A 13008-nucleotide genomic window follows, 5' to 3' on the forward strand; every position below is an offset into this window, starting at 1 on the left:
ATTTTGAAGAGACAGACCGCCATGTGTGGTCTGTTTTTCTTTTAACCTGTAGCCAACCTCACTTCACTAGTCGACTAAAACAACAGACCTTACGGTTAGCGAGCCAACGTCTTTGTAAAAAAAATGTTAAGATTAGATGTTACGGTCTACTTTTCCTCCTTTTTGCTACAAGAATGCACTGCATTTCAGGACAGAGCAGGATACCTTTAGCAGGTGTTTTTAATATCTTGTCGATGTAAACCGAAAGCTAACGCGAATACGATAAACCATGGAGTCGACAAAAAGGGAGGAAAAACCATTCTCTAGAAGATACTTTATTAAGTCTGGAATAGGCTGTCTGTCAATCATGTTGGTAGCCCCTGAGGCGTGGTCGGCGACCAGGCTCGCGGATAGGCCACCGGCTTTTACGTTAAAACCCATTGGTCGCTCCTTTCAACTTCCTGATTACTACATTTGGTGTTCTTCTCCTATTTGGGGGGCAGATGGTAAGGTACACTTGTTTTATTCCCGTTGGAAAAAAGAGAGGGGGATGAGTGGATGGATTCGAGGCTCAGAGATTGCGCATGCCGTTGCGGACAGTCCATACGATCGTTTCGAACATCAGACGGTTGTATTAGCTCCTCGAGCAGGATATTGGGATAGTACGACCTGTCATAATCCGCTGATCAAAAAAGTGGATGATACGTATTATCTGTTTTATATGGGTAATTCCAATGGGAAAACCGATACCAAGAGAATCGGGATCGCGACCTCGAAAAATTTGGAGGGACCTTGGACACGTATGGATACACCCTGTTTGCTGCCCGGTCAGGCTGGTATGTGGGATGATCACTGTACAACAAATCCAGCCTTTTTAAAAGGCGATGACGGCTTGTATTGGCTGTTCTATAAATCATGGAATACCGCGGAATATGCGCAAGCTAAAGGCGCGGTACGCGGAAATCGGAAATATGGATTGGCGAAGGCAAAACACCCCCTTGGCCCTTATGAAAAGGTATCTGAGAATCCGGTTATTGACTTTTCCGACAGGCCAAATAATGCCCAGCTGGAGGATGCTTTTGTGTGGAAGGAAGAGCATCGCTACTACATGATCGCCCGGGATATGGGCTTTTTTAATCACGAATATGGGTTGATTCTGTCGTCTTCGGACGGGCTTCGTTGGACGGATCCTGCGGTTTCCTACTCCGCTATGAAAAGCTATATCCAGGAACTACAACCAGCATCGCACTTGAAACGTTTTGGCCGCTTAGAACGCCCCATGCTGCTACTGGATAAAGAAACAGATAAACCCCGATTTCTCTTTGGTGCCACGCAAGGTGGACCAGATGATACATCGACCACATTCGTCTTCGACATTCTTTCGTACAAACTTTAATTTACACACGATAACTATTTTATGATGAAAAAAATCATACTATTCTTCTATTCATGTCTATTCTTGACGTTCGCTTTCGCGCAGGACATGGCTTGGACAACAGCAAAACAACCGCTTGCAGAAGTTGAAGCGTTGAAAAAACAAATGATACAACCGACCTTTCGTGACAAAGATTATCCCGTAACGGCTTACGGTGCCAAAGGAGACGGTGTCACGAAGAATACGGAGGCATTCAAAGCTGCAATAAGACGCTGCAATGCAGAAGGGGGGGGACGCGTCGTCGTACCAGCTGGCGTTTTTCTGACCGGTGCCATTTATTTGGAAAGCAATGTTAACCTGCATGTCAGCGAAGGCGCAACAATACTATTCAGCCGGGACAGTTCCGATTATCCGATGGTTTTCACGCGATGGGAAGGTATGGAATGCATGAACTATTCGCCATTTATCTATGCGTATGGCGAGGAAAATATTGCGATTACCGGCAAAGGGTTGTTAGACGGCAACGCCGATAACGACCATTGGTGGTACTGGTGTGGCGCACGTAAATATGGATGGAACGAGTCGCGTCCAGGGGAACAAAAACCTGCGCGCGCGATCCTGCATCAACAAATGGCGGATGAAGTGGACGCTAAAACAAGAGTGTATGGCGATGGTCATTTCTTACGTCCCAATTTCGTTCAGCCCTATCGTTGCAAGAATGTTTGGATAGCAGACGTGAAATTGATCAATTCACCGATGTGGAATCTCAATCCCGTGCTGTGCGAAAATGTCCTCATTGAGGGCGTTAAAGTAGTGAGCCACGGACCAAATAATGATGGCTGCGACCCGGAGGCGTGTAAAAATGTATGGATAAAGGATTGCTATTTCGATACAGGAGACGATTGCATAGCGATCAAATCAGGCAGGGACGAAGATGGACGTAATATTGGCCGTCCAGCAGAAAATCATATCATCGAAAACTGCATGATGAAAGATGGACATGGAGGCGTCGTGATCGGAAGCGAGATTGCAGGAGGTGCGAAAAATATTTACGCATTAAACAATGTGATGGACAGTCCGAATTTGGATAGAGCCTTGCGTATAAAAACCAGCTCGAGCCGAGGTGGAGTTATTGAAAACGTTTTTTTCTACAACACCAAAGTAGGGCAGTATAAAGAAGCCGCCGTTCGGTTCAACATGTTTTACGAAAAACCTGGAAAGCATATTCCTATCATTAGAAATATCTGGGTAGAGAATCTGGAGGTAAATGGTGGTGGCAAATATGCCGTATTATCAAATGCGTATGCGTCATCTCCTGTGACCAATTTTACAATGATAAACTGTAAGATCAACGGTGTTAAGGAGCTGTATAAAGTGGATCACTTAAAAAATGTAACACTTAAAAACGTAGTTATTAACGGACAAACAGTGACTTCATTCGAATAATTATGTGGCGAATTCTAATCAGTTCTTTTTTTCTGTTAGAGGTGCTCGGTGTATCGTTATATGCACAGTCTAAACATTGGCAAAAGAATGATCGTACGTTGCACTACACCGAAGATCAGGGCGATTTTTTGTTACTGAATGGTACCTATCGGTTCAATAGAGCCCTATATGGTGATAACAGGGCATCCCGTGTGGAAGCGGGAGACCTTCCCGAATTCGCCTTGTACTTGCCGGGTATGGGGGGCAATCTGCAGTTTGTCCTACGGCAAGGGGCTACGTATAAAAAGCTAATCGATGCAAAGCATATAGAAACCCGTTATCGGCCGGGATCCATGTGTTACACCATACATGATCCCCTATTAGGAGGTGGAAAACTCCGAATTACGGTGATGGCGCAAGCCCACGCCGAAGGTTTAGTATTGAAACTGGAAGGCGAAAATGTAGCCGCATCTTCTATATTGTATGCTGTCTACGGCGGAGCTAGCGGAAAAACCTTTAGTCGAAACGGGGATATCGGAGCTGACCCCGAATCGGGCTTTTACTTGCTCCCAGCCTATACAGAGAATAATCATTTCACAGTAACAGGCAATCGCTTTACCTTGCGTTATTTGGGCAAGCGTCGAGAAGAACAATTCATCCATGGTACATTCTCGGGTACTACAGCCGTACATGTTGGTGATGCACTTGCATTGGAAGCATTGAGCACATTGGAAGGAAGTACTAACAAAGATCATCCGATTGTCTACGCGAAATACGATAAGTGGACCGCACCGGTTTATATGCAGATTGCCAAAGGAGAGGGGCGTGCTTCACATGACAACCATCCGGAAATGGTCCAACGGTTCGAACAAGCTGAGGAGGCTAGACGCCAATTAGTCGACAGACTCCGTTTACGTACGCCCGATCGCTTTATCAATACATTTGGCGCTGCCTTGGCGATAGCTGCGGATGGCATCTGGGAGAGTCCGACTTATTTACATGGCGCTGTAGCCTGGCGTATGCGGCTCAATGCTTGGCGTGGCGCCTATGCGGCCGACGCCTTGGGATGGCATGATCGGGCCAAGGAACACTTCTCGAGCTACGTAAATGCGCAGGTGCTGGAACCCAAAGAAGGTCCGGTCGTTATGGACACCGCGTTGCATCTCGCACGGCATGTGGAACAGATGGGAACTTCAGTGTTTACAAGCGGGTATATTTCCAGAAATCCAAATAATAATACCGTTCCGCACCACTACGACATGAACTTGGTATTCTTTGATCAATTGTTTTCACATTTTGATTATACGGGAGACAAAGTCTACCTCCGGAAAATGTGGCCTGCTATTGTCCGACACTTGACTTGGGAAAAGCGGAATTTTGACCGGGATGGCGATGGATTGTATGATGCCTACTGTGCAATATGGGCAAGTGACGGTTTGCAATATGCAGGGGGTGGTGTGACACACACAACCATGTACAACTATCGTGCAAATCGGTCTGCTGCGAAATTGGCGACTATACTCGGTGAAGATCCGACACCGTATCTACGTGAGGCCGCATTAATCGAAAAAGCGCTCAAAGAACGATTATGGCTAGCCGATCGCGGGTACTTTGCAGAATTTCAGGATGCGTTAGGCAACCGCTTGCGCCACGACATGCCCGGGTTATGGACGATCTACCATACAGCCGATGCATTTCTATTGGATGATTTCGAAAGCTATCAAAATCTGCAGTATATACAACATTATTTGCCCAAAATTCCCGTCAACGTAAAGGGAATGGAACATACAGGCCTCTATACGTTGTCTACTACGAACTGGCAACCGTACACGTGGTCCGTGAACAATGTAGCGTTGGCCGAAAATCTCCAAACGGCGTTGGCTTATTGGCAAGCTGGCCGGAACGAAGACGCATTTTTGCTGTGGAAAAGCAACGTGATCGAAAGCATGTATCATGGTATAAGTCCGGGTAACTTTCAGCAACTATCGCACTATGATGCGTTTCGCGGGGAGTTGTATAGAGACTTTGCCGATCCGATCGGAGTTGCCTCTCGTACACTTGTAGAAGGATTGTTTGGTGTCTACCCAAAGTTGATGGAGAAAAAGGTTGTAATCAAGCCGGGTTTTCCAAGCGGTTGGGATTTTGCGGAGATCGATCTGCCGGCTTGGAGTTATGCATATAAGCGAATGGAAAATCGTGTTCAATTCGATATCCGAACGCGATTTGATCAACCGGTAAAACTACAGCTTGAAATACCGGTGCATTATGCGCAGGTGAAAGCGGTCCGCGTAAACAATCAGGCGGTATCTTGGACACTTAAACCTTCCGCTATTGACCGGCCGATCCTTTTGGTAGAAACGCCTGAATCTACGGTGTTTACGATTGAGGTTGTCGGAGCAGGAGTTTTGCAACAAAGCAATCAGCAAACAATCGTGCATCCCTATACAGATGCATACGCCTTACCCGTAGAGACCGGTATACAAATCGGAGAGGTGCGAGACCCGCAAGGTCTGCTTACAAATCATCAGGGCAATGAGTTTCGATTTGTGGAAAGAAAACGCAAAGGGACGTTCTTCGTGCAGTTGAAGCGGGCCGATATGCAGTGGTGGCAACCCGTCAATATGGAATTGGTCGAGCCGGTCGCTGTCCGATTTGCCATGAACGATAAAGGTCATCATGTCGATCTTAAAAATCGGACAGGCCGACACCAACGCATATCTGTAACGCACGATGATTTTCAAAAAACAGCTATGTTAAATCCAGGGGAAGAAATTACGCTAATACTTCCTTCCGACATGTTGTCGAAAGGGACTAATCGGTTTGCGTTGAACGTAGAAGACGCGAAGTGGAACGTGGATTATACGACTTGGGAGGTGGGTAATAAGGGCGGCTATGAGACGAATGATCTATCGACATTCTACAATGCGCGACTGACCCAAATCTTTCAACAGCAGTATCTGTCGCCGCGCCCTGAAGGACCTACACTGCAACTTCCTTGGCAAGGGATTGGAAATTGGTGTTACCCGTTGACTACCGCACACATTGATGATCAGGGGTTGATGAGCCGGCGAAGTGCCGATGTGGTCACTTTTCTGGACATTCCTTTCCTTATCAAGGGTGAAGAGAAGAATGTGTTGTTTACCAGTCAATGGGACAATTATCCAACTTCCGTCGATATTCCAGTCCGCGGAAAAGCACGCAAGCTTTATTTGTTAATGGCCGGTTCAACGAACCCCATGCAATCACAATTAGTGAATGCAAAGATCCGTGTAACCTACATGGATGGGCAAACTGACACGCTAGACCTTCGGAATCCGACCAACTGGTGGCCCATCGAACAAGACTATTTGGATGATAATTACGCGTTTGAAATTCCTGATGAATCGATTCCCTATCGCGTGGAGCTAAAGACAGGAAACGTATATAGGGGAGGCGAATTAAAAGCATATGAAGATATTAAAGGTTATACAACGCGTGCTGTGGACGGCGGAGCGGCGACATTGCTCGATCTGCCACTGGATCCGGAAAAGGAAATTAAAGCATTGCGCTTGCAAACCCATGCAAATGATGTGGTCGTGGGATTGATTGCCGCCACATTATTAAGACCGATATAGAATTTTGATCAATTAATACGACTCCAGACTTGGTGTCCATTCGTAAACACAAAAAATGAGAAATAAAAAATTAATAGTACTGCTTGCTGTTGCAGTCTTGGCCTCCTGTCAAGCACAGCAAACCGATAAGATCGATCGAAAAGCGGTTGTTGATAGACATCATGTCGTGAATAATTCGCTGGATACACTAGCGTCGCTTACCGTAGGAAATGGTGCATTCGCGTACACCGTGGATGCAACAGGAATGCAATCGTTTCCTGTCTATTACAAAAATGGAGTTTCCTTGGGGACGCAGTCCGAGTGGGGATGGAATAGTTTTCCGAACGATAACAACTATTCGTTTCAAGAGACGCTTAAAGCTTATGACTTTAATCAAGAAGGACGACAGGCAGAATATAGCATCCAACATAAGGAAGCGGGAAGGCAGAAAGAGGCAACGGAATACTACCGTGTAAATCCCCATCGGCTGCAACTTGGTAACGTTGGTTTTACCATTTATCTTAGAAATGGCGAGGAGGCTACTCCCAAGGATATTCAGAACGTTGAACAAAGGCTGGATCTTTGGTCGGGGATTATCCGCAGCATGTTTACCGTAGAGGGGGAGAAGGTGGAGGTTTGGACCGCCTCCAGCCAACAAGACGATCGAATTGGCGTTCGGGTTTCCTCCTCACTCGTCAAGCAGGGGCGTTTAGAGGTATTTGTTCGATACCCATATCCTACGGGAAAATTTCTCGATGAAGCCGCGTATTATGGTGATGCGGATAAACATCAATCGGTACTGTTGTCGCAATCGGCAACTGCTGCGACGATAGAACACACGTTGCCGGGAACGCATTATTTTACCCAGCTTGCCTATACCGACGGACAACTGAAAGAAAAGCAGATACACCATTTCGCGTATCGCCCTTCCACCGCGACCGATCATTTCGAATTGTCCTTCGCCTTTGCTCCGAAAAACGACTTTAAATCAGCGGCGTTGTATACCGCAATAGAACGGGAGTCGTCATCGGCTTGGCAACAGTTTTGGGAAAGCGGGGCCGCTGTAGATTTTGCCGGAAGTACCGATCCTCGGGCTCATGAATTGGAACGGCGCGTGGTGCTTTCACAGTATCTAACAAAAGTTCAATGTGGAGGAAGCAACCCGCCACAAGAAACCGGACTGACGTTCAATAGTTGGTATGGTAAGCCGCATACAGAAATGCACTGGTGGCATGGCGTACATTACGCATTATGGGGGCGTCCAGAGATTATGGAAAATACGTTGGAATACTATTTTCGAACGTTTGAAAAAGCCAAGGCATTAGCTGCACGTCAGGGGTATAAAGGCGTACGATGGATTAAGATGTCGGATAATGAAGGAAACGAAAGTCCGTCATCAGTGGCGGCATTTTTGATTTGGCAACAGCCGCATATTATCTATATGACAGAGTTGGCTTACCGTCACGCAAACGATAAAAAAGTACTAGAAAAATATAAAGACCTGGTGTTTGCTACAGCGGAATTTATGGCCGACTATGCCTATTACGACAAAGCGAAGGATCGGTATAACCTCGGTCTAGGCGTGATCCCAGCACAGGAAGTCTTTAAAGCGGCGGAAACAAGAAATCCGACCTATGAAGTTGCCTATTGGGATTGGGCGTTGCGTATAGCGCAGACTTGGAAAGAAAGGTTGGGCGAGCCTCGTGATGCAAAATGGGACGAAGTGATTCAGAAATTGGCACCGCTTCCCGTTCAAGGCAATGTATACTTAGCCACTGAAACAGCTACCGATTCCTACACGTTTCCGAAATGGATGACGGATCATCCAGCAGTGCTGGGGGCTTTAGGCATGGTGCCTGAATCTCCAAAATTGGACAAAGAAGTCATGAAAAACACATTGGATACCGTTTGGGAAAAATGGTCGTGGGCAGACACATGGGGATGGGATTTTCCAATGACGGCCATGAATGCCGCCCGATTACAATTGCCGGAGAAAGCTTTAGACGCGTTGTTCATGGATATACAAACAAACACCTATCTTAAAAATGGGCACAATTATCAGGATGGGCGTCTACGTATCTACCTGCCAGGAAATGGTGGCGTATTAACGGCCGTCGCTATGATGCTGGAAGGTTGGGACGCTTCAGAGGGTGACTGTCCCGGATTCCCGAAAGACGGTTCTTGGAAAATCAAGAAAGAAGGTTTTAAAAAAATGCCGTAAATAAACAGATGAAAAAGATCATACTATGCCTAGGGCTGCTCTGCTTATTCCGCATGGGGGAGGCACAGGATTTTACAACGAAAGCACAGGTTCTTGAGCGCCTGCGTTTGGCGAATAATTACTTTATGAAAAAATGGCCGGATCCAGGAAAAAACATCGTAACCAATAAGGAGCGGCGGGCCAATATCTGGACACGTGGTGTATACTACGAAGGTTTGATGGCATTATATGCCATAGATCCACAGCGAATCTATTACGATTACGCGGTCGAATGGGGAGAAAAGCATCATTGGAAACCTGTTCGTGGTGAAGTATATACCCGTCACGCGGACAACCAGAATTGCGGTATGACGTATATCGACCTATATCGTATCGATAAACAACCCGAGCGACTAAAAGCCGTGAAAGAAAATATTGATTCGGTGATACGCAGCGGTCGGGTAAACGATTGGACATGGATTGATGCAATACAAATGGCCATGCCTATTTATGCCAAGTTGGGTGTAACGCTTGGCGATCCGAAATATTTCGACTACATGTACAGGATGTATCACCATATCAAGTATGTGGAAGGCGGACACGGTCTGTACAATCCGACGGATAAACTGTGGTGGCGTGATAAAGATTTTGTCCCACCATATAAGGAGCCCAATGGGGAGGATTGCTATTGGTCGCGCGGAAATGGTTGGGTACTCGCCGCCTTAGCCTTGGTGCTACAAGAACTACCCAAGGAAGATCCACACTACGAAGAATATGTGACGGACTTTAAACAGTTAGCGCAGGCGTTATTGCCCTTGCAGCGATCGGATGGTTTTTGGAATGTGAGTCTTCACGATCCGAATCATTTCGGCGGCAAGGAAGCGTCGGGTACCGCTCTTTTTGTATACGGAATGTCTTGGGGTGTGAATCACGACATATTAGATCGCGCGATCTTTTTGCCAACTATCGAAAAAGGATGGCAAGCACTAAGTAACGAAGTGATACAACCGACAGGCTTTTTAGGATACATGCAATCGACGGGAAAAGAACCGAAGGATGGGCAACCTGTGACAATTGATAAAATCCCTGATTTTGAGGACTATGGGCTCGGGTGCGTATTACTAGCAGGCAGCGAGATCTATAAACTAATCAACTAACCGTGCATAGGCACACATTGTAAACCAAAAAATATGCTTAAGAAATTAAAACCTAAAGAGATGCGAAGGGGGGTCGTCACATCGCTCTTCTTTTTTATGCTGATGTCCGTAGCATGGGCACAACGGGACACGGTCGTCGGCAAGGTAGTGGATACCAACGGAACGCCGATAAATGGGGCTAGCCTTCAGATCAAAGGCGGATCGGAAAGCGCCAGTACGAATCAGCGGGGAGAGTTTTCGTTAAAGGCCGATCGTCAGGCCATCATACAGGTCAGTTATGTTGGTTATCAAATGATTGAACGACGTGTTGTAGGGACCGGACCGTTGACTATTGTGTTGGAACCGGCAAACAACGATCTTGATGAAGTGGTCGTAATCGGTTACGGTACGGCACGTAAGCGCGACCTGACCGGTGCTGTCGGATCCGTTAAAGCCGAGGACATTCGGAATGTTCCAGTGACGACGGCTGCCCAAGCTATAACCGGAAAAGTTGCCGGGGTACACGTTGTCACGCAGAGCGGTGCTCCGGGTGGAGAAGTAAATATCTTAATACGTGGCGGGACGTCCATTACCGGGTCTACCAAGCCTTTGTATGTTGTGGATGGCTTTGTAATGGAAGATGCTTTGATGAAAGTGGATATCAATGATATAGAGAATATCGATATCCTGAAAGATGCATCAGCCACGGCTATCTATGGTGCACGTGGAGCAAATGGTGTGGTGTTGATAACCACCAAGTCGGGTAAATCAGGCCGAACAACCATCGATTACAACGCTTATGCAAGCTTCGAAGGCCTCAGTAAAAAACTAGACCTATTGGGCGTAGAAGATTATGTGAAGTATCAATACGAATTCCAGACGTTAGCAGGTAAACAGCAAGATTTCGCCACGATGTACGGCGGCGACCCTGATGCGGCAGATTTTGCAACAGGTGCTTTTGATCGTATTCGTCAACAGTACGCCAATCGTGCAGGGATCGATTGGCAGGAAGAAGTCTTCGGTGGACAGGCGGTATTGCAGAATCACAATATCAATGTTTCCGGAGGAACGGATAAGACAAAAGTGATGTTGTCCTATAACAATACCAGCCAAGATGGAATTCTCGCGAAATCAGGTTTTCGTCGGAATAGCGTCCGGGCAAAAGTGAATCATGAGCTCATGAAGGACGTTCATGTAGATTTTAATTCGTTGTTTCAGGACGCCAATACGCAGGGCGGAGGTTCCTTAAATGGTTTACTGAAGATGTCTATTTTGCAACCAGCTACCGGCGGCGTGCGTTTTACCGATGAGCAGATGCTCCATACCGATATCGCAGAAGAACTGCAAGCGATCAACTCCCAGTATGACGTGTACAACCCAATTATAATGAACGATGCCCTGAACAGAAACAAAGCCGCTCGCCTTGCCAATATCAATGTAGGGGTAACGGCAAAATTTTTGAACGATTTTACATTCCGTACATCGGGATCGTACCAATGGGGACAGACACGCACAGATTTCTGGGACGACGGCCGGACAGTAAATGCACGGAATAATAGGGGACCATATGGTTCTATTAAAAATGCAGAAGGATTCGAATGGCAATGGACGAATACGTTATCGTGGATGAAGCAGTTAGACCAACATAATCTTAATCTGCTGGCCGGACATGAGGTGCGGTACGAGGAAAGTCAAAGTCTTGAACACGGTTATTTTGAGTTTCCGAAAAGTAATTTCGGATTAAAAGACGTCAGCTTAGCTGGACGTACAGAAAGGGGGACTTCGGAGGCCAACCGGTATGGATTGGTATCGGCCTTTTTCCGGGGAATGTATAACTACGATGATCGCTATTTGTTGACAGCGACGATACGTGCAGACGGTGTGTCTACCTTTAGACAGGGAAACAAGTGGGGAAGTTTTCCTTCCGCATCAGCAGCTTGGAATATACATAATGAAGAATTTATGAAGGGGGGGACATTTTTTAATCAACTGAAGCTCCGTGTTGGCTATGGAACTACCGGAAATGATAAAATTGGTAGTACACGATATGCTACTCTTTACGGCTCTACGGTGGTTGCCGTCGACAACGGAACCGTTGTTGGAGTGAGGCCAAGTACTACCCTAGGAAATCCGTTACTGGTTTGGGAGAAGACCCAAACAACAAATGTGGCATTGGACATTGCTTTTTTGAATAACAGAGTCAACCTAACGACAGATTTCTATAACAATGAATCGAAAAACTTATTGCTAGAAGTCGACATCCCGACGTCGACCGGATACAGCAAACAATATCAGAATATAGCCTCGTTACGCAACAGAGGCATAGAATTCTCATTGAATACCTTGAATGTGCGCAATGAAAATTTCCAATGGAAATCTGCTCTAAATCTCACCTTCAACCGATCTAAAGTAAAAAGTTTATTGGGCAGCAGCGAAGGTGATTACATGATCCGGTCATACGAATCGCGGATTAATTTCTATACAAGGACTGGAGGGCCTGTCAGTTCCTTCTATGGCTATAAGTACGATGGCGTCTATACGACAGACGACTTCGACCAATTGAGCGACGGAACCTACATGTTGAAGGACGGCGTTGCGTCTTTGAAAGGGAAAGACCGGAGCGCGATAAAACCGGGTGATGTTAAATACCTGCCAACGGCCGGTCAGACAGATGATGATGGTAACCCGGTATGGTCAGCGGATGATCGAACAGAGATCGGAAATCCTGAACCCAAGTTCTTCGGCGGCTTTAACAATGAGTTCATTTACAAAAATTTTGATCTTAGTGTATTCCTCAATTTTGCTTACGGAAACAAAGTGTTCAATATGAATACGCAACGTTTTATGGGACCTTACCTACCGAATCAAAATTCGTTAGGGATCATGGCCGATCGGTTTACGCTCATTGATCCTGCAACGGGTGCAGAAACTACGGATTTAAAGAGGCTGGCTGAATTAAATCTGGATCAGCAGGCCAAAGATCAAGTTTGGAGCTTAAATTCGACAAATAATATTGCTATTTCGGATCCATTGGATTATTATCTTGAAGACGGCTCTTTTTTGCGAATAAACAACATTACACTAGGATACACACTACCTCAAGCGTTCACGAAAAAAGCGTTTCTCCAAAAGCTGCGCGTTTACCTCACCTTGAACAATATACACACATTTACCAGCTATACGGGGTATGACCCCGAAGTATCGGCAACGGGTTCTATCTTGACTAGAGGGGTGGATAACGCTGCATATCCAAGAGCAAAAAGCGTCGTTGCGGGTGTTAATTTAACTTTTTAAAAAAAC

At 46.2% G+C, this 13008-nt stretch carries 6 protein-coding genes; all 6 read left to right on the plus strand.

What is annotated here, in order from left to right:
- Window positions 1-268: 268 nt before the first annotated feature.
- Genes ACFSR5_RS10160 through ACFSR5_RS10185 form a run of 6 tightly spaced genes read left to right on the plus strand, consistent with a single transcriptional unit; the run spans window position 269 to window position 13002 of the window.
- On the plus strand, window positions 269-1375 hold the full coding sequence (locus ACFSR5_RS10160; protein WP_380903347.1) for a glycoside hydrolase family protein: 1107 nt from the start codon (window positions 269-271) through the stop codon (window positions 1373-1375).
- A 21-nt stretch (window positions 1376-1396) separates the two neighbouring features.
- The gene (locus ACFSR5_RS10165) at window positions 1397-2800 is read left to right on the plus strand and encodes a glycoside hydrolase family 28 protein (RefSeq protein WP_380903349.1); all 1404 of its coding nucleotides are present in this window, start codon (window positions 1397-1399) and stop codon (window positions 2798-2800) included.
- Between the two features lie 2 nt (window positions 2801-2802).
- On the plus strand, window positions 2803-6393 hold the full coding sequence (locus ACFSR5_RS10170; RefSeq protein WP_380903351.1) for a DUF4450 domain-containing protein: 3591 nt from the start codon (window positions 2803-2805) through the stop codon (window positions 6391-6393).
- A 55-nt stretch (window positions 6394-6448) separates the two neighbouring features.
- A complete protein-coding gene (locus ACFSR5_RS10175) occupies window positions 6449-8593 on the plus strand; it encodes a hypothetical protein (RefSeq protein ID WP_380903353.1) in 2145 nt (714 codons plus the stop codon).
- A gap of 8 nt (window positions 8594-8601) precedes the next feature.
- A complete protein-coding gene (locus ACFSR5_RS10180; protein ID WP_380903355.1) occupies window positions 8602-9729 on the plus strand; it encodes a glycoside hydrolase family 88/105 protein in 1128 nt (375 codons plus the stop codon).
- Between the two features lie 33 nt (window positions 9730-9762).
- The gene (locus ACFSR5_RS10185) at window positions 9763-13002 is read left to right on the plus strand and encodes a SusC/RagA family TonB-linked outer membrane protein (protein WP_380903357.1); all 3240 of its coding nucleotides are present in this window, start codon (window positions 9763-9765) and stop codon (window positions 13000-13002) included.
- The last annotated feature ends 6 nt before the right edge of the window (window positions 13003-13008 follow it).

Origin of the sequence: Sphingobacterium suaedae (assembly GCF_042684625.1) — a bacterium.
GTDB classification, from domain to species: Bacteria; Bacteroidota; Bacteroidia; order Sphingobacteriales; family Sphingobacteriaceae; genus Sphingobacterium; species Sphingobacterium suaedae.

Coding starts and splice junctions, on each gene's coding strand:
- ACFSR5_RS10160 (WP_380903347.1), top strand. CDS start 269: ATGGAGTCGACAAAAAGGGAGGAAAAACCATTCTCTAGAAGATACTTT.
- ACFSR5_RS10165 (WP_380903349.1), top strand. CDS start 1,397: ATGATGAAAAAAATCATACTATTCTTCTATTCATGTCTATTCTTGACG.
- ACFSR5_RS10170 (WP_380903351.1), top strand. CDS start 2,803: ATGTGGCGAATTCTAATCAGTTCTTTTTTTCTGTTAGAGGTGCTCGGT.
- ACFSR5_RS10175 (WP_380903353.1), top strand. CDS start 6,449: ATGAGAAATAAAAAATTAATAGTACTGCTTGCTGTTGCAGTCTTGGCC.
- ACFSR5_RS10180 (WP_380903355.1), top strand. CDS start 8,602: ATGAAAAAGATCATACTATGCCTAGGGCTGCTCTGCTTATTCCGCATG.
- ACFSR5_RS10185 (WP_380903357.1), top strand. CDS start 9,763: ATGCTTAAGAAATTAAAACCTAAAGAGATGCGAAGGGGGGTCGTCACA.